Genomic DNA, 26120 nt, shown 5'->3' with positions numbered 1-26120 from the left:
GCGTGATGAGCGCCCGGGTAAATCCGTACCAGCATTCGGTGAACGAATTCAAAAGCTCCATTTAACCGTTCCATGGAATGATCAAAGGAATTGAAGGAGCACCCGGCCCCGGCAATGTGGATTCGCTGGAAATAAAGCCCGGCTGAGAGGAATCCCACATCACATCGTCATCACAAAGCCGCTGATTCGACGGAGAACTGAGCTCACTCGCTGTAACGTCGATTGGGTGCGTACCGAACGAATCCTCACCCGTCTGGACCGGGTGTTCACCAGGCTGGACCGGGAGCCGCAACGACCGGCCAACCTCGACGTGCCGAGGATGAGCCGGCACCGGGTGGCGCTGCTCGTCGGCACGTTCGCCTTCTACCTGGCGATCGTGTGGCTCGTGGTGACCACCTCGTGGCTGGTCCGCCTCGACTGGCAGGTCATGTTCTTCCGGCCGTACCAGCAGTGGTCCGGCATCCACTGGTTCGTCGACTACTACGTGGTCCTGGGCCAGCGCGGGCCCACCGCGGTGATGGTCGCGGCCTGGCTGGGCTGGCGCTCCTGGCGGCAGCACACGCTGCGTCCGCTGCTGACCCTGGGCGCCTCGCTGCTGCTGCTGAACGTCACGGTGGGCGCCGCCAAGCTCGGCATGGGCCGCCTCGGCCCGCACTACGCCACCACCATCGGCTCGAACGAGATGGGCCTGGGCGGCGACATATTTCCCAGCGGCCACACCGCCAACGCGGTGGTGACCTGGGGCATCCTGGCCTATCTGGCGTCCACCCCGAGAGCCCGCCGCTGGCTGTCCGCCGTGTCCGCGGTGACCGCGCTCGGCGTCGGGATGGCCACCGTGTACCTCGGTACGCACTGGCTGAGCGACGTGCTGCTCGGCTGGACCGCCGGTCTGCTCATCCTGCTCGCCCTGCCCTGGTGCGAGCCGCTGATCGCCGGCGCCGAGGTCGCCCTCTTCGACCTGCGCGACCGATGGCGCGCCCGCGGCGGCGTCACCGGCGCGGCGCCCGCCCCGGTCGCGGTGCCCGCGCTCACCGAACCGCGGGCCTCCTCCGCGCAGGACGAGGCCGCGGCCCGCGAGACGATCGCCGCCATGTCCCGTTCGGCACGCGCGCCCGTCTACCTGGCCCCGGGGCCGCACATGACCCGCTCGGAGCGCACGCCGGTCACGCCGGCCGGCAGCCGCAGGCCACCGCACGCCGACCGCGTCCCGCGTACCACGACCACCTCGGCGGCCCGGCCGGTCACGGGCGGCTGACGCCACCGGCGCGGCGGGGCCGGTACGCACAGCCTCCCCCGCACGGCGACGGCCCCGGTTCCCTCGCGGAGCCGGGGCCGTCGCCGTCCGTCAACCCCCGGAGCCGGGGCAGTCGCCGTCCGTCAGCCCTTCCAGGCGCGCGTCACCCGGCCGTCGGTCACCTCGAAGTTCAGCCGGCCGAAGCGGTACTCCATCGTGATGATCGCCCCCGGCGGCAGCGAGCGCACCGTGCTCCAGCCACGCTCGCGCGCGAGCCGCTCGGCCCCGGCGGCGTCGAGGCCGACGTAGCCCTCCGGGCTGTCCTGGGGCTCCGCCGGCGGAGTGGGAATCGAGTCCATGCCGCCACGCTAGGCCCTGGCCCGCGGCCGGGGAAGGCCGGACCGGCGCGGAGGGTCTCCCGTCCTGCTCCGGTCACACTTCTGTCACAGGACCACGACACGCGTTTCGGTCGAACACCATCACTCGTTCGGACGGTTCCGGACATCTTCCGCGGGTAAAGCGAACGGAATTCCCGTGCGGTGCGACGGCGCCTCCGATATCCGCTCGGAAAACACCCCGAAAGTCCCCCCGGACCCCATTCCCGGCCGATTCCGCCCGGGAGGCACGAACCGCCCGGACACAGGGAAAGCACCGTTCGGCCACAGGATCCCCGCGTCACGGAGCCCCGCCCAGGGCCCGGGACAGGCGGTCACGGGCGGTCCTGATCGCGTCGGTGAGCTCGGCGGGCTCCAGCACCTCGAAGTCGAAGCCGGTCATCATGACGTACAGCACCATCAGGTCGAGGCTCGCGGCGCCGGCGCGCAGGATGCAGCGGCCGGGCCCGTCCGCCTCCAGCCGGCCGGCCGACGGCGAGATGCGCTCGGCCGCCGTTTCCAGGGGCGCCAGCAGCCGGATGACGGCGTGCTCGGCGTACGCGCGCGTGGAGACGCCCCGGGAGACGTACGCGGCGAGGTCGTCGGCGGGCGGGGTGCGCGGGGCGAAGCGGGGACCGTGCGGGGGCCTGGGGGTGATGCGGTCGACGCGGAAGGTGCGCCAGTCGTCGCGGTCGAGGTCCCAGGCGACCAGGTACCAGCGGCGCTCCGTGCACACCAGGCGGTGCGGCTCGACCGTGCGGCGGGTGGCGGCGCCGCCGTGGTCGCGGTACTCGAAGCGCAGGCGTTCGCGGTCCCGGCACAGGGCGGCCAGCTCGGTCAGGACCGCGGGGTCGACGGCGGAGGACTGCGGGCCGCGCAGCATCGGCACGGTGAAGGCGTTCAGCGCGCCCACACGACGGCGCAGCCGGCCCGGCAGCACCTGCTCCAGCTTGGCGAGGGCCCGCACGGACGTCTCGCCGATGCCCTCGATGCCCTGCCCGGCGGCCGCGCGCAGCCCGACGGCCACGGCGACCGCCTCGTCGTCGTCCAGCAGCAGCGGCGGCAGCTCCGCCCCCGCGCCCAGCTGGTAGCCGCCGCCGGTGCCGGGGCTGGCGTTGACGGGGTAGCCGAGCTCGCGCAGCCGCTCCACGTCCCGGCGCACGGTGCGCGGGGTGACGCCGAGACGTTCGGCGAGGTCGGCGCCGGACCATTCGCGGTGGGCCTGGAGGAGCGAGAGCAGGCGCAGCAGTCGTGCCGAGGTCTCCAACATGGCCCGAGTCTGCCAGCCGTCGCGGACAGCTTCTGTCCGCGACGGGTCACCGCGGTGACGCGGCGGGGGCGACGGGGGTGACGGAGACGGGAGTGACGGGAGTGACGGACACGGACAGGTCGTTGTCGCGTGTGTAGTAGGGACCGGCCTCGACCGGGCCGTGCGGGGTGTCCACGCGCACGCGTGCGCAGGCGGGCCCGGGCTTCCGGTCGGCGACGTCGTCGAGCAGCCGCGCGATCCGCACGCCCGGCCCCGTCTTCCCCGCGGGCCGCAGCCACAGGTCCCAGATGCCCGGCTCCAGGCGGGCGTAGGGCACGGTGAAGCGGAACTCGGCGTCGTCGGCGCGGATGTCCAGCCGCCGCACGGGGTCCGGGGCGTGGCGGCCGCGCAGTTCGACGCAGGCGTCGGCGGTGAGCGCGGTGCCGTACACGCGTCCGTGCACCGTCAGCGCGCCCTCGCCGGTGCGCAGGTCACCCGCCTCCGCGTGCGGGGCGCGCAGCCAGCTGCGGACGGTGAGGTTGCCCTGCCGGGTCGCGTAGGGAACCCGCACGGCGACGTGGCCGCGGGAGCCGCTGGGTGTGCGGGCCGCGAGGGAGCGCAGGTCGGTGACGCCGGGCACGAGGCGGTGCGTCTCGCCGTCGTCCGTGCAGGCGTAGGCGTCCCAGCGGCCCTCGGGCAGCGCGACGATGCTGGGCAGCGCGGCGCGCAGGCGGCCGCTCGCCGCCGGGGTCAGCGGCAGGCAGACCTCCTCCCGCCCGTCGCGGCGGCGCAGCACCAGGTGGGCCGTCCCCGCCTCGCCGGCCGCCGGGACGTCGAAGGTCAGCCCGCCCGCGGAGTCGGCGATGCAGTCGGCGCGCAGCGGTGCGGACCGCCGAGCCGGCGTCGTCATGCGGTGCGGATCTCCCCTCGGGTCCCTTCTCGGGGCCCTCCTCGGCGTGCTCTGCCCGGTTGGACCCGCGACCCGGCGCTTTGGTTGCATGATCTGTGCCTCGTACGGCAGTTGCGGCACGTCGAAGCAGGTGCTGTTCATGTCACCCTGGGACACCCGGCTCTCACCGCCGGGTGTCGGTCCGGGCAGGACACGCCCGGTGCTTTCAAGGGTCGGCTTCCGGACGGCCCAGCGCAAGTCCATCGGAGGGCTCGGACCACGAGGCGGGGCGCGACGGCGCCCCGGCCCGGGATCCTGGCAGGGATCGATCCGGGCCGGGGCGGGGTGGGACGGGTCAGATCTCGAGCCGCTGCCCGGGCATGATGACGTCGGGGTCGGCGCCGATGACGGCCTTGTTGCGGGCGTACAGCCGCTGCCAGCTGGTCCCGTGCCGGGCGGCGATCGTGCTCAGCGTGTCGCCCGCGCGGACGGTGTAGTCGCCGCGGGACTCCCCGCGGCCGGGGTGACCCGCCGGACGTTCCGGCGCCTTCACCGGCTTCGACCGCTTGGACGGCTTGGACGGCTTGGACGGCTTGGACGACTGCGACGTGGCGGACCCGGTGGCCGACGAGGAGCCGGACGCGGCCGCGGGCGCGTCGCCGTACGCCCCGGCCCGTGCCGCGCAGGTCGGCCAGGCGCCCCAGCCCTGGGCGCGCTGGACCCGGGCGGCGACGGCGATCTGCTGTTCCCTGGTGGCCTTGTCGGCGGTCGGCGCGTAGGCCGTGCCGCCGTACGCGCGCCAGGTGCCGGCGGAGAACTGGAGTCCTCCGTAGTAGCCGTTGCCGGTGCTGATGTGCCAGTCGCCGCCGCTCTCGCAGCGGGCGATGCGGTCCCACACCCCGCCGTCCGCCGCCGCGGCGTCGCCGGTGGCGGTCAGCAGCCCGAGAGGGGCGGCGAGCAGAGCGGCCCCGGCGAGGACCGCCGTCGTACGCGTCTTACGGACGTTGTCGCGGGTGGTATCGGCACACTCGGACATGTGATTCCTTCCCGAAGGACCTGGATCCGCAAACGGACCCGAACGGTGCTCGTTGCACCGCTCGTTGCACACGGCGGAGGAATGTAGGGAGGTCACCGAGCCGACATCAACCAACTGCCTGTCTTTCCAGGCCAGTTCACCGTTACCCGGGGTATCGGCGAATTTCGGCCACCCACTTCATTCCGTGATTTCGGGATTTGTCGACCACCCTTCCGGCCGTTCTGTGAGCCACCTCACGGAAGCAACCCCCTTCCGCTTTCCGGCAATTGACAGTGAGTGCCCGATTCCGCACCCATCGTGACGCTGCGCGGTGGATGGTTCGATTCCGTTCGCCGCCGAGCGTGACTACCGCCACAGATCGCCCGTTGTCTTCTTCATGAGCCCGGGATCCGCCCGGTTCACGGGCCGGGAGCCACCCGGCCCCGCCACGCATCACATCCCGAGGGAGCCACCCGTGCCGCGCATGCTCGACGTCAGCGACGAGGTACGCGCCGAGATCGGCGACGAAGAGGCCGACCGGCTGCTCGCCGGAGAGAACGCCCCCGGCAGTTACGACTGCACGTCCTGCCGCACACCGGGCGACACCGGACAGGAGCGCACCAGCACCGTCCTGTTCGTCGGCGACGAGACCGCCGTCCTCGCCTTCGCCCACGCCACCTGCCTGCCCTCGCAGGTCGTGCAGGTCACCGAGGAACAGCTCCAGGGGGCCGTGCGGTCGATCTCCGGGGACGCCGCGGGCCCGCAGCCCGCGAAGGTCGTCCCCGAGCAGGCCGTGCTCGGGGTGACCAGCGGACTCGTCCTGGTGGCCGGGGAGTTGCACCCGGCCCTGGTCGTCGAGCCGACCGCGCCCGTCGTGCGGCCGGGCACGACCGGCGTCGGCGACGACTTCCTGCCGCTGCTCATCGAGCAGGGTTTCATGCCGCTGACGGAGCTGGCCGAGGTGCCGCCGGTGCTGCACGGCTGGTCGGTGCTGCTCGCCATGGGCCGGCTGCACGCCGTCCTGCAGCCCGGTCTGCACGGCGGGCAGCCGGTGGCCTGGTGGCAGGCCCATCAGCCGCTGCAGGTGACCGAGAGCTGGCGCAACGCCGCCAACAAGCACCAGCAGGCACTCGTGTTCGCCGCGCCGGTGGGGTCGATCGGCCGCCAGCCGCGGGAGGACCTGCTGCGGGACGCGCTCGACCGGGCGGCGGCGGGCGGCAAGCTGGTGGCGGCCGCCATGCCGCTCGCGGGGACGTGAGACGAGCCCCGCATCCCCTTCGACCCGGGGTCGTTTGGACATACGTGCACACCTACGACGTTCCCCGCCGCCCGTCCCGCCAGCCGGTCCCGTCCTCGCGGCCGGCTCAGGACCACCATGGCGGCCCATCGGCCACGCCGATCTACGACGCGCTCTACGCCGAGTACGTCAAGTCCTTCCGCGCGCTGCCGGGTGACCGCAGCGGCGAGGAGGATCTGGGCTTCACCGCCTTCGGGAACATCCCGCGCAGCCCGGCCGCCGACGGTCACCGGCCTGGGTCGTTCAGCAGCTCGTACAGCGCCTACGGTGCGGGCGCCTACAGCACTCGCCAGCAGTCGCAGTGGCAGCGCGTCGCGCACGTCGGCCCGCAGGGCACCGGGTTGCACCACGTCCCTCCCGCCCTGCCGCCCGCGCCGAGCAAGGCGCCCTGACGCGGGAGGGGCGGCCCCCACCGGGGCCGCCCCTCCTCACATGTCCGGGTGACTCACTTCCGCGTGCCCGGGTGACTCACTTCTTCTTCGCGCCGCGCTTCTCGCGCACCCGCACCGAGATATGGATCGGCGTCCCCTCGAAGCCGAACTCCTCGCGCAGCCGGCGCTCGATGAAGCGCCGGTAGCCCGCCTCGATGAAGCCGGAGGCGAACAGCACGAACCGCGGCGGCCTGGTGCCGGCCTGGGTGCCGAAGAGGATGCGCGGCTGCTTGCCGCCCCGGATGGGGTGCGGGTGGGCGGCGACCAGCTCGCCGAGGAAGGCGTTCAGGCGGCCGGTCGGCACCCGGGTCTCCCAGCCGGCCAGCGCGGTCTCGATCGCCGGGACCAGCTTCTCCATGTGCCGGCCGGTCCGCGCCGAGACGTTGACCCGCGGCGCCCACGCCACCTGGCCCAGCTCCGTCTCGATCTCCCGCTCCAGGTAGTAGCGGCGCTCCTCGTCGAGGGTGTCCCACTTGTTGTAGGCGAGGACGAGCGCGCGGCCCGCCTCGACGGCCATGGTGACGATGCGCTGGTCCTGCACGGAGATCGAGTCGGCGGCGTCGATCAGGACGACCGCCACCTCGGCCTTCTCCACGGCCGCGGCCGTGCGCAGCGAGGCGTAGTAGTCGGCGCCCTGCTGCAGGTGGACGCGCTTGCGGATGCCGGCCGTGTCGACGAACTTCCAGGTCTTGCCGCCGAGTTCGATGATCTCGTCGACCGGGTCGCGGGTGGTGCCGGCGAGTTCGTTGACGACGACGCGCTCCTCGCCCGCCACCTTGTTCAGCAGCGAGGACTTGCCGACGTTCGGGCGGCCGATCAGGGCGATCCGGCGCGGGCCGCCGACGGCGGCGGTGAAGGTCTGCTCCGGTGCCTCCGGCAGCGCCTCCAGGACGGCGTCCAGCATGTCGCCGGTGCCGCGGCCGTGCAGCGCGGAGACGGGGTACGGCTCGCCGAGGCCGAGGGACCACAGGTAGGCCGCGTCGGCCTCGCCGCTGGGGCCGTCGACCTTGTTGGCGCACAGCACGACGGGCTTGCCGGCCTTGCGCAGCAGCCGTACGACGGCCTCGTCCGTGTCGGTCGCGCCGACCTTGGCGTCGACCACGAACACCACGGCGTCGGCCGCCTCGATCGCGTACTCGGCCTGCGCGGCCACGGAGGCGTCGATGCCGAGGACGTCCTGCTCCCAGCCGCCGGTGTCGACGACCTTGAAGCGGCGGCCGGCCCACTCGGCCTCGTAGGTGACGCGGTCGCGGGTGACGCCCGGCTTGTCCTCGACGACGGCCTCGCGGCGGCCGATGATCCGGTTCACCAGGGTCGACTTGCCGACGTTCGGGCGGCCGACGACGGCCAGCACGGGCAGCGGGCCGTGCCCGGCCGCCTCGATGGCGCCCTCGACGTCCTCGACGTCGAAGCCCTCTTCCGCGGCGAGCTCCATGAACGCGGCGTACTCGGCGTCGCCAAGCGCTCCGTGCTCGTGCTCCTCGCCCGAGCCGCCGGAGGTGATCTGGTCGTTCATGAAGTTGGTACCTCGTTCATCGTGGTGATCGGTGGAACGGCCGTCTTCCGACGGGCGGATCCACTACTCAGTTACTCAGTGTCGCCCGGCGCCCGGTCAGGCGCCTGGCGTTTTCCAGGTGTGCGGTGAGCTGCTTCTGGATGCGCTCGGTCGCCTCGTCCAGCGCCTTGCGGGTACGCCGCCCGCTGCCGTCGCCCGCCTCGAACGGGTCGCCGAAGACGACGTCGACGCGGCTGCGCAGCGGGGGCAACTGCTTTATCAACCGCCCGCGGCGCTCGGAACTTCCCAGCACGGCGACCGGGACGACCGGCGCGCCGCTGCGCACCGCGAAGTAGGCGAGCCCCGCCCGCAGCGAGGCGAAGTCGCCCTCGCCCCGGGTGCCCTCGGGGAAGATGCCGAGCACGCCGCCGGCCGACAGGACGTCGAGCGCCTGCGTGATCGCCGTGCGGTCGGCGACGGACCGGTCGACCTTGAGCTGGCCGATGCCCAGCAGGAAGGGGTCGAGCGGCCCGACGAACGCCTCCTTCTTGATCAGGAAGTGCGTCGGCCGGGGCGCCACGCCCATGACCATCGGGCCGTCGATGTTGTGGGAGTGGTTGACGGCGAGGATCGCCGGACCCGTCGCCGGAACCTTCCAGGCGCCCAGCACGCGCGGCTTCCACAGCCCGTACATCAGGCCGACGCCGATGCGCCGCCCGACCTCGGCACCCCGCTCGGAAGCCGCCGTCACTTCGCCGCCCGCTTCTCCTCGACGAGGGTGACCACGCACTCGATGACCTGGGCCAGGGTGAGGTCCGTGGTGTCCACCTCGACGGCGTCGTCCGCCTTGGCGAGCGGCGAGGTCTTGCGGCTGGAGTCGGCCGCGTCGCGCTTGATCAGGGCCTCGCGGGTGGCGTGGACGTCGGCGCCCTTGAGCTCGCCGCTGCGGCGGGCGGCGCGCGCCTCCGGGGAGGCGGTGAGGAAGATCTTCAGGTCGGCGTCGGGCAGCACGGTCGTGCCGATGTCGCGGCCCTCGACGACGATGCCCCGCTCGGCGGAGGCCGCCAGGGAGCGCTGCAGCTCGGTGATGCGGGCCCGCACCTCGGGCACGGCGCTGACCGCGCTCACCGTGGAGCTGACCTCCTGGGTACGGATGGGACCGGCCACGTCTATGCCGTCGACGGTGATGGTCGGGTTCTCCGGGTCGGTGCCGGAGACGATCTCCGGCTTGCCGGCCACGGCGGCGATCGCGGTCGGGTCGTCGATGTCGATCCCGTTGCTCACCATCCACCAGGTGATCGCCCGGTACTGGGCGCCGGTGTCCAGGTAGCTCAGGCCGAGCTGCGCGGCCACGGCCTTGGACGTGCTCGACTTGCCCGTGCCGGCGGGGCCGTCGATGGCGACGATCACGGGCTGGGCGGCACCGTTTTCCACAGGGGGACACCTTCCTGGTGCGGTGTGGTGGGAGTGTGCGGGGCGGCGAGGGTGCCCCGCACAAGGTTACTGGCTCCCCGGACCCCCTCTTGCAGGCGGACGACCGGGGAGGTCACCGCCGGACTGCCGGGACGGTTCACTGCCGGACGACCGGGACGGTCACCGCTGGACGACCGGGACGGTCACTGCCGGACGGCCCAGCCCCGTTCCCTGAGCGCCGCCGACAGCACCGGCGCCGCCTGCGGTTCCACCATCAGCTGCACCAGGCCCGCCTGCTGCCCGGTCGCGTGCTCGATGCGCACGTCCTCGATGTTCACCCCGGCCCTGCCCGCGTCGGCGAAGATGCGGGCCAGCTGGCCGGGCTGGTCGTCGATGAGGACGGCCACGACCTCGTAGGCCCGCGGGGCGGACCCGTGCTTGCCGGGGACGCGGACCTGGCCGGCGTTGCCGCGCCGCAGGACGTCCTCGATGCCGGAGCTGCCCTCGCGCCGCTTGGCCTCGTCGGAGGCCTGGAGTGCGCGCAGGGCCTGCACGGTCTCCTCCAGGTCGGCGGCGACGTCGGTGAGCAGGTCGGCCACCGGCCCCGGGTTCGCGGACAGGATGTCGATCCACATCCGGGGGTCGGAGGCGGCGATCCGGGTCACGTCCCGGATGCCCTGCCCGCACAGCCGTACGGCGGCCTCCTCGGCGTGCTCCAGGCGCGCGGCGACCATGCTGGACACCAGGTGGGGCATGTGGGAGACCAGCGCGACGGCCCGGTCGTGCGCGTCGGCGTCCATCACCACGGGCACGGCCCGGCAGTGCGAGACCAGTTCCAGGGCGAGGTTGAGCACCTCGGTGTCGGTGTCCCGGGTGGGGGTCAGCACCCAGGGGCGGCCCTCGAAGAGGTCGGCGGTGGCGGCCAGCGGGCCGGACCTCTCGCGGCCCGACATGGGGTGGGTGCCGATGTACGGCGACAGGTCCAGGCCCAGCGCCTCCAGCTCGCGGCGCGGACCGCCCTTGACGCTGGCCACGTCGAGGTAGCCGCGGGCGACGCCCCGGCGCATGGCGTCGGCCAGCACGGTCGCCACATGCGCGGGCGGCGCCGCGACGATCGCGAGGTCGACGGGCCCCTCGGGCGCCTCGGCCGTGCCGGCGCCGAGGGCGGCGGCGGTGACGGCCTGCTCCGGGTCGTGGTCGCTGAGGTGGACGGTGACGCCCCGCTGGGACAGCGCGAGCGCGGCGGAGGTGCCGATGAGGCCGGTGCCGATGACGAGTGCGGTTCTCACTGGGCGATGTCCTTGCGCAGGGCGGCCGCGGCGCCGAGGTAGACGTGGGCGATCTCGGCGCGGGGCCGGTCGGACTCGATGTGCGCGAGTATCCGGACGACGCGGGGCATGGCTCCCTCGACGTCGAGTTCCTGCGCGCAGATCAGGGGGACGTCGGCGAAGCCGGCGCCGAGCTTGCGGGCGGCGGCCGCCGGGAAGTCGCTGTGCAGGTCGGGGGTGGCCGTGAACCATACGCTGATCAGGTCGTCGGCGGTCAGCCCGTTCCGCTCCAGAACGGCGGTGAGCAGGGCCCCGACCTGCTCGTTCATGTGGTCGGCGTCGTCCCGCTCGAGTTGGACGGCCCCCCGGACCGCTCGTACCGCCACGGTGCTGCTCCTTGCTCGGCGTGCGTATCGGCTCTCGCCGACCAGCGTAGTCAGCGCCCGCCGGCCGGGGACGCGGCGCCCGCCCGCTGAGACGGCGGGGCGAGCGGCGGACAGAGGCGGACGGAGGCGATCGAGACGAGCCGGGGCGGACGGAGGCGGCGGGAAATTCGATCCGCCCGGCGGGCGGTGCCGCGTACGCTCCGGGGCATGCGCCCCGAGACCCTGGTACGCGACCACACCGTCTACTCCTGCGTGATGGGCTCGCGCGCCTTCGGCCTGGCCACGGACGCCAGCGACACCGACCGCCGGGGCGTGTTCGCCGCCCCCGCTCCCCTGTTCTGGCGGTTCGAGAAGCCGCCGACGCACGTCGAGGGGCCGGCCGAGGAGCAGTTCAGCTGGGAGCTGGAGCGCTTCTGCGAACTGGGGCTGCGCGCGAACCCGAACATCCTGGAGTGCCTGCACTCCCCGCTCGTCGAGCACGTCGACGACACCGGCCGTGAACTCCTCGCGCTGCGCGGGGCGTTCCTCTCCCGCCGGGTGCACGAGTCGTTCAGCCGTTACGCGCTCGGCCAGCGCAGGAAGCTGGCGGCCGACGTCCGCACGCACGGCGCCCCGCGCTGGAAGCACGCCATGCACATGCTGCGCCTGCTGACGACCTCCCGCGACCTGCTGCGCACGGGCGTCCTGACCGTCGACGTCGGCGACCGGCGCGAGCCGCTGCTGGCGGTCAGGCGGGGCGAGGTGCCGTGGCCGGAGGTGGAGTCCCGGATGAACCGCCTGGCGGCCGAGGCGGACGAGGCCGCCAGGCGCAGCCCGCTGCCCGAGGAGCCGGACCGGCGCCGGGTGGAGGACTTCCTCGTCCGCGTCCGCCGCGCCTCGGCCCTCGGGCCGGACCCGTACGACGACGCCGTTCCGGACGACCGAGCCGTACCGGGCGACGAAGACGTACCGGGCGACGAAGGCGTGCGAGGCGACGAAGGCGTGCGGGGCGTCCTACGCCCGCGGGGCGCCGGGCGGCGCTGAGGCGCCCCGCGCCTCCTCCGGCAGGACGCGGCCGCCCCGCGCAGGCCCGCACGCGCGCCGGCCCGGCGTGCGGGGCGTCGCCCACCGCCGGGCCGCCCACCGCTGCGCCGACCACCGCCCGGCCCACCACCGCCCAGCCGCCCAGCCGCCCACCGCTCAAGCGTCCCAGAGCGCCCCGAGGGTCGTCAGGTCGCTCCGGTACTCGATGCGGTCCGCCCATTCCGTGGGCCAGGCGTCCGCCCCGCGGTACGCGCCCGCGAAAGCGCCGGTGAGGCAGGCGATGGAGTCGGAGTCGCCGGAGGTGCAGGCGGCCCGGCGGATGGCGGTCACCGGCTCGTCGACGAAGAGGAGGAAACACAGCAGGCCCGTCGCCAGGGCCTCCTCGGCGATCCAGCCCGCGCCGGTGGCCAGGCACGGGTCGGTCTCGGGCGAGACGGTGCGCACGGCGTCCTGAAGACGGACGAGGATCTCCAGGCACTCGTCCCAGCCGCGCGCGATGAAGCTCTCGGGGCCGGCGTCGCCGGCCCGGGTCCACAGGTCGCCGAGCCACTCGTGGTGGTAGCGGGCGCGGTTGTCATGGGCGTACGACCGCAGCAGGCCGACGAGGCCGGTCGGTTCGGCGCCCTGCGCGAGGAGGCGCACGGCGTGGGCGGTGAGGTCGGAGGCGGCCAGGGCCGTGGGGTGCCCGTGCGTGAGCGCGGCCTGCAACTGGGCCGCGCCCGCCCGCTGGTCGTCGCTCAGGCCGGGCGCCAGCCCGACCGGCGCCACGCGCATGTTGGCGCCGCAGCCCTTGGAATCGATCTGGCTGGCGTCCTGCCAGGGCCGGCCCTGCTCCTTCAGCAGGCTGCACGCCCGCAGGCAGGTGTTCCCCGGGGCCCGGTTGTTCTCCGGCGACTGGTACCAGTCCACGAACTCCTCGCGCAGCGGCCGCTCCAGCCGCTTCGGCGCCAGCACCCCGCGGTCCATGGCGGTCCTGAGCGCGCGGCCGAGCGCCAGCGTCATCTGCGTGTCGTCGGAGACGACGGCCGGCTGCGGCAGCGTCATCTCCCGCCACGGCCCGGACTTGGCGAGGATCGACGGCACGTCGTTGAACTCGGTGGGGAAACCGAGGGCGTCCCCGAGGGCGAGGCCGGTCAACGAACCGGAGGCGGCGCGCTTGTGGACGGTCCAGTCGCTCATGCGGTGTGTCCTTCCCGGGACGGTCGGAGCAGGGGCGGGTACAGGGTGGTGGCCGGGCCGGCGCGGTACAGCGCGGCCGGTTTGCCGCGGCCGCCGGTCAACCGGGCGGCGCCGGGGACGGGTTCGACGAAGCCGGGCGTGGCCAGCACCTTGCGGCGGAAGTTGGGGCGGTCGAGGGCGGTGCCCCACACCGTCTCGTAGACCTGCTGGAGCTCGCCGAGGGTGAACTCGGGCGGGCAGAAGGCGGTGGCGAGGCAGGTGTACTCGAGCTTGGCGCCGACGCTTTCGTGGGCGTCGGCCAGGATCCGGTCGTGGTCGAAGGCGAGGGGGCCCGCCGAGTCGTACGGCAGCCAGCTCGCCCGCGCCGCGTCACTGCCCGCCCGCGGTTCGGGCGCGTCGGGCAGCAGGGCGGTGAAGGCGACCGACACGACCCGCATGCGGGGGTCGCGGCCGGGTTCGCTGTACGTGCGCAGCTGCTCCAGGTGCAGCCCGGTGACGTCCTCCAGGCCGGTCTCCTCGGCGAGCTCGCGCCGGGCGGCCGTCTCGGCGGACTCGTCCGGCTCGACGAAGCCGCCGGGCAGCGCCCAGTGACCGGCGTACGGCTCCTGTCCGCGCTCGACGAGCAGCACGTGCAGGGCGCCGGAGCGCAGGGTGAGGACGGCGAGGTCGACGGTGACGGCGAAGGGTTCGTAGGCGTACTTGTCGTAGCCCGCCGCACCCTTGTCGGACTTGTCCGCGCCGAAGGCCATGCGCACCCACCTCCTTAATGGTCACCTCGACTATAAATATGGACGGGTGCTTCCACAACCCCTCGCCGGGTAACCGCACGGGATGGGCGAGATCCTGGTGGGCACGTGTTCCTGGACGGACCGGGCGCTGGTCGGCAGCGGCTGGGATCCGGCGGGGCGGCGGGACGCCGAGGGACGGCTGCGGTACTACGCCGAGCGGTTCCCGGTCGTGGAGGTCGACTCGGCGTACTACGCGCTGCCCGGCGCGCGCAACAGCCGCCTGTGGGCCGAGCGGACGCCGGAGGGCTTCGTCTTCGACGTGAAGGCCTTCTCGCTGCTGACCGGGCACCCGACGCGGGACTCGGCGATGCCCGACGGGCTGCCCGCCGAGCATCGCGATCCCAAGGTGCTGGACGAGGTGTGGGCACGGTTCACCGAGGGGATCGAGCCGCTCCGCGCGGCGGGGCGGCTCGGCAGCGTGCTGTTCCAGTTGCCGCCGTGGTTCCGGCCGGGCGGACGGACCGGGGCGTTCCTGCGGGAGCGCGCCGAGCGGACCGCTGGCTGGCCCGTCTCCGTGGAGTTCCGGCACCCCGGGTGGTGGAGCGCGGAATGGGCGGAGGCGACGCGCGCGCTGCTCACGCGGTACGGCATGACGGCCGTGGCCGTCGACATGGCCCGGTCCCTGCCCGGCTCCGTCCCGCCGGTCACCCCGGTCACCTGCCCCCGCCTGTCCGTCGTCCGCTTCCACGGACGCAGCCCCGCCTGGGGTACGGGCAGCAAGGAGGACCGCTTCCGCCACGACTACTCCGAGCCCGAACTCTCCGAGTGGCTGCCCCGCCTGCACGCCCTGGTGGCCCGGGTCGACCGGCTCCACGTCCTGTTCAACAACTGCTGCGGCACGGCGGCGGTCCGGGCCGCGGAAACCATGCGGCGCCTCCTCGGCACGGCGGCCCCGCGCTCCCCGGCGGAGTGAGCGCGAGGGACGCGCGGGCCGGGGCGGAAGGACGGCGGCCGGCCCCGGAGAGATCCGGGACCGGCCGCCGTCGGAAAACGCCCCTACAGGTCGACTTCCTTCATCAGCATGCCGACCTCCGTGTTCGACAGCCGGCGCAGCCAGCCCGACTTCTGGTCGCCCAGGGTGATCGGGCCGAAGGCCGTGCGCACCAGCTTGTCGACCGGGAAGCCGGCCTCGGCGAGCATGCGGCGCACGATGTGCTTGCGGCCCTCGTGCAGGGTCACCTCGACCAGGTAGTTCTTGCCGGTCTGCTCGACGACCCGGAAGTGGTCCGCCCGCGCGTACCCGTCCTCCAGCTGGATGCCGTCCTTCAGGCGCTTGCCGAGGTCCCGCGGGATCGGTCCGACGATGTGCGCGAGGTAGGTCTTCTTCACGCCGTACTTGGGGTGCGTCAGCCGGTGCGCCAGCTCGCCGTGGTTGGTGAGCAGGATCACGCCCTCGGTCTCGGTGTCGAGACGGCCCACGTGGAACAGCCGGGTCTCCCGGTTGGTGACGTAGTCGCCGAGGCACTGACGGCCCTCGGGGTCCTCCATCGTGGACACCACGCCCGCCGGCTTGTTCAGCGAGAAGAACTGGTACGACTGCGTCGCGACCGTCAGCCCGTCGACCTTCACCTCGTCCTTCTCCGGGTCGACCCGCTTGCCCTGCTCCAGGACGATCTCGCCGTTGACCTCGACCCGGGCCTGCTCGATCAGCTCCTCGCAGGCTCGCCGGGAGCCGTAGCCCGCGCGGGCGAGGACCTTCTGCAGCCGCTCGCCCTCCTGCTCGGCGCCCGGGAAGGTCTTGGGCAGCTTGACGTCCTTCCGGCCCGCGTACCGCTCCCGGTTGCGCTCCTCGGCGCGGGCGTCGTACTCACGGGAACTCGCCGGAGCCGTACGGCCGCGCCCGGTGCCCTGGCCCTGCCTGGGGCCGCCCTTGGCGCCGCCGCGCGCCGAGGCGCCACGGCCCGACTTCGGGCCGTCCTGGGTGGCGCCGGGTCCCACGTCGTAGCGCCGCTCCTCCGGGCGCGGCTTCTTCGGCCGGCCGTCCTGCTTGTCGTCGCGGGCGTTCCCGGCGCCGCGGTAGTTACCGCGGCCACCGCCGCTCCCGCCGCGGCCGCCGCTGTTGCCACCACGGCTCCCGCCGTTGTTTCCGCTGCTGTTCCTGCCGCTGCTGCTTCGCATCAAAGTTCCGTCTTGTCGTCTGCGTCCTCGGAATCCGGAGCGTCCGGATCGAACGACGGCACACCCTCCTGGGTCTCGGCCTCGATCGCCTCCGCCTCCGGGAGGAAGGGCGCGAGCTCCGGGAGTTCGTCCAGGCCGCGCAGGCCCATCCGCTCCAGGAAGTAGTTCGTCGTCCTGTACAGGATCGCACCTGTTTCGGGTTCGGTGCCCGCCTCCTCGACCAGACCGCGCTGCAGGAGGGTGCGCATGACACCGTCGCAGTTGACTCCTCGTACGGCCGAGACGCGGCTGCGGCTCACCGGCTGCCGGTACGCGACCACCGCGAGGGTCTCCAGGGCGGCCTGGGTCAGCCGGGCCTGCTGGCCGTCGAGGACGAAGCGCTCGACGGCCGCCGCGTACTCGGGGCGGGTGTAGAACCGCCAGCCGCCCGCGATCAGCCGCAGCTCGAAACCGCGGCCCTGGGCGGTGTACTCGTCGGCCAGCTCGCGCAGCGCGGCCGCGATCTGCCGGCGCGGCCGTTCCAGGATCCGGGCCAGGTGCTCCTCGGTCGCGGGCTCGTCCACGACCATCAGGACCGCCTCCAGGGCGGGCTTGAGGCCGAGGTCGGCGACCGTGCGCAGCCCGGCCGGGACGTCGGTGGTCTCCTCGCTCACGCCTTGTCCTCCTCGGGCCGCTCGGGCGGCCGGTCGAACTCGTCGGTCACCATCGGCCGGGCGTCCCCCTCGCCGCCCGTCCAGCGCACGGTCAGCTCCCCCAGCGCCGCCTCCTGGTCCAGGGCCACCGCCTTCTCGCGGTACAGCTCCAGCAGCGCCAGGAAGCGGGCCACGACGGTCAGCGTGTCGTCGGTGTCCTCGACCAGGGCGCGGAAGCTGGCCTCGCCGAGCTCCCTGAGCCGGGCGACGACGATGCCGGCCTGCTCCTGCACGCTCACCAGCGGCGCGTGGATGTGGTCGACGTACACCTGCGGCTTCGGCCTGGGCTGCATCGCCTTGACCGCGAGCCTGGCGAACCCTTCCGCGCCGATGCTGATGACCACCTCGGGCAGCAGCTCGGCGTGGTGCGGTTCGAGGCCGACGGTACGGGGGTAGCGGCGGGCCTCCTGGTCGAGGCGGTGACTGAAGATGTCGGCGATCTGCTTGTAGGCGCGGTACTGCAGCAGCCGCGCGAACAGCAGGTCCCGCGCCTCCAGCAGCGCCAGGTCCGCCTCGTCCTCCACCTCGGCGGCGGGCAGCAGCCGGGCCGCCTTGAGGTCGAGCAGCGTGGCGGCGACCACCAGGAACTCGGTCGTCTCGTCCAGGTCCCAGTCCGGGCCCAGCGCCCGGATGTGGGCCATGAACTCGTCGGTCACCTTCGACAGCGCCACCTCGGTGACGTCCAGCTTGTGCTTCGAGATGAGCTGGAGGAGGAGGTCGAAGGGCCCCTCGAAGTTGGCGAGCCGGACCTTGAAGACGCCCTCACCGGCCGCCTCGGAGTCACCGGCCGCCCCGTCTCGCACGGGTTCCGGCTCGGGCCCGGGCTCGGGCTCGTACTCCGGCTCGGCTTCCGGCTCCGGAACGACGGCTTCCTGAACGATGACCTCGGGCGACGGCTCCGCAGGCACAGGCTCCGCGGGCGCCGGCTCCGCGCCTACCGGTGGCTCGGCCACGGGCGCCCCGGGTGCCGTGGGCTCCGGGTCCGCCACGGGCGTCGTACGCTCGGCCGGCGGCACCCCGGGGCCTCTGCCCAGCGCGCGCCGACGGCCGGCGGATGCGCCGGGGACGGGAGCGTCGCTGGAGGTCATGGCCTCCGCAGGCTACCGCTACCGCCCACGCAGCCGGCGTACGAGGATGCTCGCGTCCCCGCGGGACTCCAGGTCGGCCAGCACCACGGCGACCGCCTCGCGCACGATGCGCCCGCGGTCGACGGCCAGCCCGTGCTCGCCCCGCAGCACCAGACGCGCGTGCTCGAGGTCCATCAGTTCCTCGGCGGAGACGTAGACGGTGATCTTCTCGTCGTGCCTCTCCCGCCCGCTGGGCCGCCGCGCCGCCGCCCGCCCGCGCTTGCGCGGCTGGGCGCCCGCGGCCGCCGCGGCGCCCGGGACAGAACCTTCCTGCGCCTGCTGACCCTGCTGGCCCTGCTGACGGCGTTCGGAGCGCTCCGTGCTCCGGCTGCGGGACTGCCCCGCGTCGGCCGGCTCCGGCTCCACCGCCACGTGCTCCGCGCCGTCGCCGTCGCCGCCCTGCGCGGGCACCGACTGCGGCGCGTCCTCCGCGGCCGCGATGCCGTCGCTCTCCCCCGCGGGAGCGGGCACGCGGGCCTCGCCGTTGGCCCGCCGTGGGCTGGACGGCTGGAGCGCCGTTCCCCCTGTCGTACGGAAGAGTTCGTCGGCCCCCGGCAGACTCACTCGGCGTGACACCGGGCGAGCACCTCCCTGGCGAGCTGGCGGTAGGCGGCGGCACCGACGGAGTTCGAGGCGTACGTGGTGATCGGCTCACCGGCGACCGTGGTCTCCGGGAAGCGGACCGTGCGGCCGATGACCGTGTGGTAGACGTGGTCGTCGAACGCCTCGACGACACGCGCGAGCACCTCACGGCTGTGCACCGTGCGCGAGTCGTACATCGTGGCGAGGATCCCGTCGAGCTCCAGCTCCGGGTTGAGCCGCTCCTGGACCTTCTCGATGGTCTCGGTCAGCAGGGCGACACCGCGCAGCGCGAAGAACTCGCACTCGAGCGGCACGATCACCTTGTGCGCGGCGGTCAGCGCGTTCACGGTCAGCAGGCCGAGCGAGGGCTGGCAGTCGATCACGATGTAGTCGTAGTCGGCCATCAGCGGCTTCAGGGCGCGCTGGAGCGTGGACTCGCGCGCGACCTCGGAGACCAGCTGGACCTCCGCCGCCGACAGGTCGATGTTGCTGGGCAGCAGGTCCATGTTCGGGACCGCCGTCTTCAGGAGCACCTCGTCGGCCGCCATGCCCCGCTCCATGAGCAGGTTGTAGACGGTGAGGTCGAGCTCCATCGGGTTGACGCCGAGACCCACCGACAGCGCGCCCTGCGGGTCGAAGTCCACGAGCAGCACACGCCGGCCGTACTCCGCGAGCGCGGCACCCAGGTTGATGGTCGACGTGGTCTTGCCGACGCCGCCCTTCTGGTTGCACATGGCGATGATCGTCGCGGGGCCGTGGCTGGTCAGCGGACCCGGGATCGGGAAGTACGGCAGCGGGCGCCCGGTCGGGCCGATGCGCTCGCGGCGCTGGCGGGCGGCGTCGGGCGCGAGCGTGGCCGCGTACTCCGGGTCGGGCTCGTACTCGGCGTCGGGGTCGTAGAAGTGCCCGTCGGGCAGTTCGTCGTAGTCGGCGAAGTGGTTGTGGGGCGCGCCACTTCCGTCGCCGGCCATGGCGTTCACGTGATGGCCATCCATGCTCTGGTGTGCTGGCTGAGTCACGCCTGCGTGGTGACTCTGGTGGGCTGCGAAGGTGCGCACAGCGACGGAGCCGACAGCCTCGAATCCCGCGGGGCCGCCCTGGCCCCGGACAGGCATTCCTGGTTGACCACCCCCGGGAGAAAATGTCGACTCATTCACAAGTCGTCTTACCTCCTTGGTGACCAGGAAACTTCTAGACAAGGTCAGCGTGACACCATGCCGACGATTGGCGACTCTATGGCGTGTCGGGCGTCCGCAGCAACACAATCCACCGGACCCGGCAGGATGTGTCGGCAATGAAACATCCCTCTGTCAAGGGCGTACGGCCGTCGCACGGCAGGTCACACCGGCGTGCGAATCGACCGAAGTGTCACGTTCGAGGCGAGTTGGTCGAGAGCCGCGGAGTGACCATACACACATCCGGCCGGACCTTGTCGGGCAAGGTCCGGCCGTGGGTGCGTGGTTGACGCGTCTTGTTGACGTATCGCCTTTATGAAAAGGTGACTTGGCCCGGGATCAGCCGAGCAGCGACTCCAGCTCCACGTGCTCCAGACCGTGTGCCTCGGCGACCTCGCGGTAAACCACCTTGCCGTCATGGGTGTTGAGGCCCTTGGCCAGCGCGGGGTCGCGGCGCAGCGCCTCCACCCAGCCACGGTTGGCGAGTTCGACGATGTACGGCAGCGTCGCGTTGGTCAGCGCGTAGGTGGAGGTGTTGGGCACCGCGCCGGGCATGTTGGCGACGCAGTAGAAGACCGAGCCGTGGACCGGGAAGGTCGGCTCCGCGTGCGTGGTCGGGCGGGAGTCCTCGAAGCAGCCGCCCTGGTCGATCGCGATGTCGACAAGGACACTTCCGGGCTTCATGCGGGAGACGAGCTCGTTGGTGACCAGCTTCGGGGCCTTGGCGCCCGGGATGAGCACGGCGCCGACGACGAGGTCGGCCTCGAGGATGGCCTTCTCCAGCTCGAAGGCGTTGGAGACGACGGTCTGGATCTTCGTGCCGAAGATCTTGTCGGCCTCGCGGAGCTTGTTGATGTCCTTGTCGAGCAGGGTCACGTGGAAGCCCAGGCCGATGGCGATCTGCGCGGCGTTCCAGCCGGAGACGCCGCCGCCTATGACGACGGCCTTGCCGGCCGGCACGCCCGGGACGCCGCCGGGCAGCACACCGCGGCCGCCGCCGGCGCGCATCAGGTGGTAGGCGCCGACCTGCGGGGCCAGCCGGCCCGCGACCTCGGACATCGGGGCGAGCAGCGGCAGGGCGCGGTTGGGCAGCTCGACGGTCTCGTAGGCGATGGCCGTGGTGCCGGACTCCAGGAGGGCGTCGGTGCACTCCCTGGACGCGGCCAGGTGCAGGTAGGTGAAGAGGGTCTGGTCCTTGCGCAGCCGGTGGTACTCCTCGGCGACCGGCTCCTTGACCTTCAGCAGCAGGTCGGCGGTCGCCCACACCTCGTCGGCGGTGTCGAGGATCTGCGCTCCGGCGGCGACGTACTCGTCGTCCGTGATCGAGGAGCCGACACCGGCGTTGCGCTCGACGACGACCTGGTGCCCGTTGCGCACGAGCTCGTGCACGCCGGCGGGGGTGATGGCCACCCGGAACTCGTTGTTCTTGACCTCGCGGGGGATGCCGACCTTCACGTGGATCACGGTCCTTGGCTCAGGGGGAATGTGGTGCATTACAAGACATACCCAGGCATGCCGCGGCACACCGGGAGACACCGCAGGAGAAGGTGCGGCAAAGCCAGTTTAATGAAGGTGTTCCCGCTGTCTAGCCTTTCATTGCATCAATCTTCAGCGGATGTACTACGGATTTCGCAGGCGTCAGCGCCGTGTTTCGGCTGGCCGGTCCCTTCCGGCGCCTCCTCCGGCTCCTCCGGCTCCTCCGGCTCCTCCGCCAGCAGCCGGTCGGCAGCGCTCCGGTGCACCCCGGCCGCCACGGGGTCGCCCAGGTGCTCCATCGTGTCGGCGAGCCGCAGCTGCAGCGCGGCCTGCAGGCGCACGTCCCCGGCGCGGTACGCCAGCTCCACCGCCTCGTGACAGGCCTGCAGCGACTCCGCGGGCCGCCCGGCGTACTCCTGGACCCGCGCCAGCTCGCTCAACGCCCGCGCCTGGGCGGCCACATCGCCGGTCCTGCGGTACCCGGCGACCGCCGCGCGCCAGTTGCGCAGCGCCTCGCCGTAGCGGCCCGTGTAGGTGTGCGCCTCGGCGATACGGCCGTACAGCCGGGCGGCGTCCGCGTGCTCGCCGCGGGCCAGGCGCTGGGCGAGAGCCCGGCCGAACCAGTCGGCGGCCCGGTCGTGGTCGCCGAGCTCCTGGTGGGCGCCGCCTACGGATTCCATCGCGCGGCCGGTCGCGTACGGGTCGTTCGCCTCGCGTCCGGCGTCCAGGGCTGCCCGATAGCGTGCCAGCGCCTCGGCGGTGCGGCCGGTCCGGGCGTCCAGGTCGCCCAGGTTCAGCAGCGCCGCGGCCTTCTCGCGGGACAGGCCACGCCGCTCGGCCACGTCGAGGACAAGCCGGTGGACGCCGTACAGGTCGGCCGCGGCGGCCTGCGTGCCGAAGTGCGCGATCATGGTCCTGACCAGCTGGGACATCAGACGGCGGGCGAGGGTGTCCAGCTCGCCGTCGGCCACCGCGAGGCGGGCCTGGGCCAGCAGGGCGGGCCTGCCGGCGCGCAGCCACTCCTCGGCCGCCCGCGGGCTGGGGAAGCGCAGCGAGCGGGGCATGCCCTGGAGCTTCTCGCGCGCCTCCAGGCTGTCGGTCTCGGTGATCGCCCGGCACGACTGCAGCAGCCGCACGGTCCGCTCCAGCATCCGGGCGCGGGCCAGCTGCAGTTCCCCGGGGCGGTCCTGGCTCTCGGCGAGCGCCTCGAGCAGGGGGTGCAGACAGCCGGGCACCTCGTACCGCGGCAGCGGCGAGTCCACCGCCCGCAGCAGACCGCGGGCGACGAAGTCGTCCAGGGCGGTGCGCGCGGCGCCCACCGAGCAGCCGGCCAGCGCGGAGGCGGTGTGCGGGTCGACCAGCCCGGCCGGAGCGAGGGAGAGCAGCCGCAGGATCCGGGCGGCCGGGGCGGGCAGCGCGGCGCAGGCGAGCCGGAAGGCCCGGCTCAGCGGGGTCGCCTCCGCGCCCTCGGCGCGCAGCTGCCTGGCGAGGTCGGCGACGGCGGCTTCGGGGCGGGCGGCCAGCCAGCCGCCGGCCAGCAGCAGCGCGGCGGGCTGGGCCTGGCACTCCTCGACGAGGCCCTCGGCGGCCAGCGGGTCGACGGTGATGCGCACGGAGCCGGTGTACCGGGTCAGCAGTTCCATGGCGGACTTGGTGTCCAGGCCGCCGAGGGTGCAGGGGCGCACGTCGGAGATGCCGGTGAGCGGGCCGCCGGACACGGCGACGACCAGGCAGTCGGGGTTGTCCGGGAGGAGGGCGTCGACCTGTTCGGCGTCGGCCGCGTCGTCCAGCAGGAGCAGGGCCCGGCGGTCGGCGAGGGCGGCGCGCAGGGCGTCGGTCAGGTCGTCCTCGGTGGCTCCGGGCGGGGCGGACCGGTCCACGGCGGCGAGCAGTTCGCGGGCGGTCCGCCCGACGGGGACGGGGGTGCCGTCGGGCTCGCTCAGGCGGGCGCGCAGCACCCCGTCGTGGTAACGGTCCGCGACCTGCCGTACGAGTTCCTCGGCGAGCGCCGTGCGGCCCGAGCCGGGCCGGCCGGCGATGAGCAGCACACGCGCGCGGGGGGCCTTGCGGCCGGCCAGGGTGTCCAGGCCCGCGCGCTCGATGTCGGCCCGCAGCTCCTTCAACTCACGGGTACGGCCCAGGAATTGACTCTCCTCGGCAGCGCGCCCCGACAGCCGTACGCCGGCCGTGTCCACCGCCTGATCCGTCACGGGCCACACTCCCGTCCCACCGCACGCGCAAGCCCGCCGGGACCCGGTCCGGGCATGTACAGAGCCTAGTTCACGCTCTGCAACGTTCCGTGACGAGCGCGGCGGGCGGATCCCCCGATCGGATCAGGCGATGGTCGTATCGACGAGGGCGGCGGCGGGGCCGGCTGTGGTCAGGCCCGCGGTCGGCCTGCGTCCGGGCCCGCGCCCGCATCCAGGCCCGCGTCCAGGCCCGCGTTCAGGCCCGCGTTCAGGCCCGCGTTCAGGCCTCGAAGGGGCGTGCCGGCCAGGGCGCCTCGGCCGGGCGCAGCGCGTCCAGCCCGTCCCCGCTCCGCGCGGCGACCAGCGAGAGCACGCCCACGACGAGACAGTTGTTGTGCAGCTCCCCCGCGAGCACGCCCCGGACCAGGTCCGCCACGGGCACCCGGGAGATCTCCATGTCGGCCTCTTCGTGCTCGACCTCGAAGCGCTCGCCGTCGGCCGCGGACAGGTCGCGGGCGAGGAAGATCCGCACGGCCTCGTCACAGCCGCCGGGGGTGGTGTAGACGTCGGTCAGGACCCGCCAGTCCGCGGCCTTGACGTGCGCCTCTTCGTACAGCTCGCGCTGGGCGGCGCTCAGCGGGTTCTCGCCGGGCACGTCCAGCAGGCCCGCCGGGATCTCCCACAGCTTGTGGCGTACCGGGTGCCGGTACTGGCGGATGACCAGCACGCGGTCCTCCTCGTCGAGGGCGAGGACGGCGACCGAGCCGGGGTGGACCTGGTAGTCGCGGTGGACGACCGTTCCGTCGGGCATGACCACGTCGTCGGTGCGGACGGAGGTCTTGTTGCCCGTGAAGGGGGTGTCCGTCGCCCGGATCTCCCACTCCTCGGGGGTGTCCTTGATCGTCATGCCCTGCCCTTCCACGTGCACAGCGAAAACCGGGGTGCTCACCCGGTGAAGGTAAGCACCCCGGCCACCGTACAACCGGTGTGCTACTTCGAATTCCCCCGCTCGCCCGCTTCCCGCCGGCGCTCGACGGCCGCCTTCACGAGGCCGGCGAACAGCGGGTGCGGACGGGTCGGGCGCGAGCGCAGCTCGGGGTGCGCCTGCGTGGCGACCAGGTAGGGGTGGACGTCGCGCGGGTACTCGACGTACTCGACGAGCTTGCCGTCCGGCGAGGTGCCCGAGAACAGCAGGCCGGCCTTCTTCTCCAGCTCCGCGCGGTAGGCGTTGTTCACCTCGTACCGGTGGCGGTGGCGCTCCTCGACGTACTCCTTGCCGTCGTAGACCTCGCGCACGATGGAGCCCTCGGCCAGCTTGGCCGGGTACATGCCCAGGCGCATGGTGCCGCCCATGTCGCCCTCGCCGGCGACGATGTCCAGCTGCTCGGCCATGGTGGAGATCACCGGGTGGGCGGTGGCCGGGTCGAACTCGGTGGAGTTGGCGTCCGAGACGCCGGCCAGGTTGCGCGCGGCCTCGATCACGATGCACTGCAGGCCCAGGCACAGGCCCAGCAACGGGATCCGGTTCTCGCGGGCGTAGCGGATGGCGCCGACCTTGCCCAGCACGCCGCGGTCGCCGAAGCCGCCGGGGATGCAGACGCCGTCGACGTCCGCGAGCTGCGCCTTGGCGCCCGCCGGGGTCTTGCAGTCGTCGGACGTGACCCACTTGATCTTCACGCGGGCCCGGTTGGCGAAGCCGCCGGCGCGCAGCGCCTCGGTGACCGACAGGTAGGCGTCGGGCAGGTCGATGTACTTGCCGACCAGGGCGAGGGTGATCTCGTGGTCGGGGTTGTGGACGCGGTCGAGCAGGTCGTCCCAGGTCGTCCAGTCCACGTCGCGGAACGGCAGGTCCAGCTTGCGGACGACGTAGGCGTCCAGGCCCTCGCCGTGCACGGTCTTCGGGATGTCGTAGATCGAGCGGGCGTCGGGGCAGGCCACCACGGCGGCCTCGTCGACGTCGCACATCAGCGAGATCTTGCGCTTGATCGCGGTCGGCACCTCGCGGTCGCAGCGCAGCACGATGGCGTCCGGCTGGATACCGATGTTCCGCAGCGCGGCCACGCTGTGCTGGGTCGGCTTGGTCTTCAGCTCGCCCGAGGGGCCGATGTAGGGCAGCAGCGAGATGTGGACGACGAAGACGTTGTCGCGGCCCACCTCGTGGCGGACCTGGCGCACCGTCTCCAGGAACGGCAGCGACTCGATGTCGCCGACCGTGCCGCCGACCTCGGTGATCACGACGTCGACCTCGTCCGTCGCCATGCGGCGGATGCGGTGCTTGATCTCGTTGGTGATGTGCGGGATGACCTGCACGGTGTCGCCGAGGTACTCGCCGCGCCGCTCCTTGGCGATCACCGTCGAGTAGACCTGGCCCGTGGTGACGTTGGCGGAGCCGTCCAGGTCGCGGTCGAGGAAGCGCTCGTAGTGGCCGATGTCCAGGTCGGTCTCGGCGCCGTCGTTGGTGACGAACACCTCACCGTGCTGGAAGGGGTTCATCGTGCCCGGGTCGACGTTCAGGTACGGGTCGAGCTTCTGCATCACGACGCGCAGGCCCCGCGCCTTGAGCAGCATGCCGAGGCTGGAGGCCGTCAGACCCTTCCCGAGCGAGGAGGCGACACCCCCGGTGACGAAGATGTGCTTGGTCGTCGTGGCTGTGCTGTTTCGGAAAGCAGCGGGCATGGCCAAGAGGGGGCTCCCGTGGTCGCGGTCTGGGTGCTGTGCGG

The 26120-nt window shown here is 72.9% G+C and carries 24 protein-coding genes and 1 pseudogene; 5 read left to right on the top strand and 20 right to left on the bottom strand.

What is annotated here, in order from left to right; all coding sequences use genetic code 11:
• Positions 1-226 precede the first annotated feature (226 nt).
• On the top strand, positions 227-1255 hold the full coding sequence (locus ACH4ZX_RS09995; protein ID WP_398270312.1) for a phosphatase PAP2 family protein: 1029 nt from the start codon (positions 227-229) through the stop codon (positions 1253-1255).
• 122 nt (positions 1256-1377) lie between these two features.
• Here ACH4ZX_RS09995 and ACH4ZX_RS09990 read toward each other — a convergent pair whose 3' ends face one another.
• The 4 genes and pseudogenes from ACH4ZX_RS09990 to ACH4ZX_RS09975 form a co-directional block, all read right to left on the bottom strand.
• Entirely contained in the window at positions 1378-1593 is a 216-nt protein-coding gene (locus tag ACH4ZX_RS09990; RefSeq protein ID WP_398270309.1) for an I78 family peptidase inhibitor, read from the bottom strand.
• A 331-nt stretch (positions 1594-1924) separates the two neighbouring features.
• Positions 1925-2878 (bottom strand): annotated as a pseudogene (locus tag ACH4ZX_RS09985) (helix-turn-helix transcriptional regulator); the annotation flags it as partial.
• Between the two features lie 46 nt (positions 2879-2924).
• The gene (locus ACH4ZX_RS09980; protein WP_398270306.1) at positions 2925-3767 is read right to left on the bottom strand and encodes a hypothetical protein; all 843 of its coding nucleotides are present in this window, start codon (positions 3765-3767) and stop codon (positions 2925-2927) included.
• A 334-nt stretch (positions 3768-4101) separates the two neighbouring features.
• On the bottom strand, positions 4102-4782 hold the full coding sequence (locus ACH4ZX_RS09975; RefSeq protein WP_398270303.1) for a transglycosylase family protein: 681 nt from the start codon (positions 4780-4782) through the stop codon (positions 4102-4104).
• Between the two features lie 454 nt (positions 4783-5236).
• Between ACH4ZX_RS09975 and ACH4ZX_RS09970 the strand changes: the two genes are divergently transcribed.
• Entirely contained in the window at positions 5237-6019 is a 783-nt protein-coding gene (locus tag ACH4ZX_RS09970; protein ID WP_398270300.1) for a hypothetical protein, read from the top strand.
• Between the two features lie 44 nt (positions 6020-6063).
• On the top strand, positions 6064-6450 hold the full coding sequence (locus ACH4ZX_RS09965) for a hypothetical protein (protein WP_398270297.1): 387 nt from the start codon (positions 6064-6066) through the stop codon (positions 6448-6450).
• Positions 6451-6526: 76 nt separating this feature from the next.
• On the opposite strand, the gene der is transcribed toward ACH4ZX_RS09965, so the two are convergent.
• The 5 genes from der to aroH form a co-directional block, all read right to left on the bottom strand.
• On the bottom strand, positions 6527-8005 hold the full coding sequence (gene der / locus ACH4ZX_RS09960; RefSeq protein ID WP_398270294.1) for a ribosome biogenesis GTPase Der: 1479 nt from the start codon (positions 8003-8005) through the stop codon (positions 6527-6529).
• A 67-nt stretch (positions 8006-8072) separates the two neighbouring features.
• Complete coding sequence (locus ACH4ZX_RS09955; protein ID WP_398270730.1) at positions 8073-8678, bottom strand: lysophospholipid acyltransferase family protein; 606 nt, start codon at positions 8676-8678, stop codon at positions 8073-8075.
• 53 nt (positions 8679-8731) lie between these two features.
• Complete coding sequence (cmk, locus tag ACH4ZX_RS09950; RefSeq protein ID WP_398270291.1) at positions 8732-9418, bottom strand: (d)CMP kinase; 687 nt, start codon at positions 9416-9418, stop codon at positions 8732-8734.
• 182 nt (positions 9419-9600) lie between these two features.
• Positions 9601-10686, bottom strand: coding sequence for a prephenate dehydrogenase (locus ACH4ZX_RS09945; protein WP_398270287.1), 1086 nt, complete (start codon positions 10684-10686; stop codon positions 9601-9603).
• On the bottom strand, positions 10683-11051 hold the full coding sequence (gene aroH, locus ACH4ZX_RS09940) for a chorismate mutase (protein WP_398270284.1): 369 nt from the start codon (positions 11049-11051) through the stop codon (positions 10683-10685). The genes ACH4ZX_RS09945 and aroH overlap by 4 nt, the downstream gene beginning before the upstream one ends.
• A 207-nt stretch (positions 11052-11258) precedes the next feature.
• Between aroH and ACH4ZX_RS09935 the strand changes: the two genes are divergently transcribed.
• Entirely contained in the window at positions 11259-12074 is an 816-nt protein-coding gene (locus tag ACH4ZX_RS09935; protein ID WP_398270281.1) for a DNA polymerase beta superfamily protein, read from the top strand.
• A 156-nt stretch (positions 12075-12230) separates the two neighbouring features.
• On the opposite strand, the gene ACH4ZX_RS09930 is transcribed toward ACH4ZX_RS09935, so the two are convergent.
• Positions 12231-13253: an ADP-ribosylglycohydrolase family protein gene (locus ACH4ZX_RS09930; RefSeq protein ID WP_398270278.1), complete on the bottom strand. Its 1023-nt coding sequence runs from the start codon at positions 13251-13253 to the stop codon at positions 12231-12233.
• A complete protein-coding gene (locus ACH4ZX_RS09925) occupies positions 13250-14002 on the bottom strand; it encodes an NUDIX hydrolase (RefSeq protein WP_398270275.1) in 753 nt (250 codons plus the stop codon). The genes ACH4ZX_RS09930 and ACH4ZX_RS09925 overlap by 4 nt, the downstream gene beginning before the upstream one ends.
• 82 nt (positions 14003-14084) lie before the next feature.
• On the opposite strand from ACH4ZX_RS09925, the gene ACH4ZX_RS09920 reads away from it, so the two are divergent.
• Positions 14085-14954 carry a DUF72 domain-containing protein gene (locus ACH4ZX_RS09920; protein WP_398270272.1) on the top strand — a complete coding sequence of 290 codons (870 nt, stop codon included), beginning with the start codon at positions 14085-14087 and terminating at the stop codon, positions 14952-14954.
• 83 nt (positions 14955-15037) lie between these two features.
• Here the strand turns inward: ACH4ZX_RS09920 and ACH4ZX_RS09915 are convergent, their stop codons facing one another.
• The 9 genes from ACH4ZX_RS09915 to ACH4ZX_RS09875 all read right to left on the bottom strand — a co-directional run bounded on the left by ACH4ZX_RS09915 (position 15038) and on the right by ACH4ZX_RS09875 (position 26076).
• Positions 15038-16159, bottom strand: coding sequence for a pseudouridine synthase (locus ACH4ZX_RS09915; protein WP_398270269.1), 1122 nt, complete (start codon positions 16157-16159; stop codon positions 15038-15040).
• A complete protein-coding gene (gene scpB / locus ACH4ZX_RS09910) occupies positions 16159-16812 on the bottom strand; it encodes an SMC-Scp complex subunit ScpB (protein WP_360755894.1) in 654 nt (217 codons plus the stop codon). Before scpB ends, ACH4ZX_RS09915 begins: the two co-directional genes overlap by 1 nt.
• On the bottom strand, positions 16809-17939 hold the full coding sequence (locus tag ACH4ZX_RS09905; RefSeq protein WP_398270265.1) for a segregation/condensation protein A: 1131 nt from the start codon (positions 17937-17939) through the stop codon (positions 16809-16811). Before ACH4ZX_RS09905 ends, scpB begins: the two co-directional genes overlap by 4 nt.
• Before the next feature lie 18 nt (positions 17940-17957).
• A complete protein-coding gene (locus tag ACH4ZX_RS09900) occupies positions 17958-18554 on the bottom strand; it encodes a hypothetical protein (protein ID WP_398270262.1) in 597 nt (198 codons plus the stop codon).
• Entirely contained in the window at positions 18539-19675 is a 1137-nt protein-coding gene (locus ACH4ZX_RS09895) for a ParA family protein (RefSeq protein ID WP_324785733.1), read from the bottom strand. Before ACH4ZX_RS09895 ends, ACH4ZX_RS09900 begins: the two co-directional genes overlap by 16 nt.
• Positions 19676-20074: 399 nt before the next feature.
• Positions 20075-21199, bottom strand: a complete 1125-nt coding sequence (gene ald / locus ACH4ZX_RS09890; RefSeq protein ID WP_324785734.1) for an alanine dehydrogenase — start codon at positions 21197-21199, stop codon at positions 20075-20077.
• Between the two features lie 137 nt (positions 21200-21336).
• The gene (locus ACH4ZX_RS09885) at positions 21337-23421 is read right to left on the bottom strand and encodes a tetratricopeptide repeat protein (RefSeq protein ID WP_398270257.1); all 2085 of its coding nucleotides are present in this window, start codon (positions 23419-23421) and stop codon (positions 21337-21339) included.
• Positions 23422-23680: 259 nt separating this feature from the next.
• Positions 23681-24307 carry an NUDIX domain-containing protein gene (locus ACH4ZX_RS09880; protein WP_398270727.1) on the bottom strand — a complete coding sequence of 209 codons (627 nt, stop codon included), beginning with the start codon at positions 24305-24307 and terminating at the stop codon, positions 23681-23683.
• Between the two features lie 83 nt (positions 24308-24390).
• Complete coding sequence (locus tag ACH4ZX_RS09875) at positions 24391-26076, bottom strand: CTP synthase (RefSeq protein WP_398270254.1); 1686 nt, start codon at positions 26074-26076, stop codon at positions 24391-24393.
• Positions 26077-26120 lie beyond the last annotated feature (44 nt).

Source organism: Streptomyces sp. NPDC020490, assembly GCF_044335305.1.
GTDB lineage: Bacteria > Actinomycetota > Actinomycetes > Streptomycetales > Streptomycetaceae > Streptomyces.
This window is presented reverse-complemented; position numbering and strand designations above follow the sequence as displayed.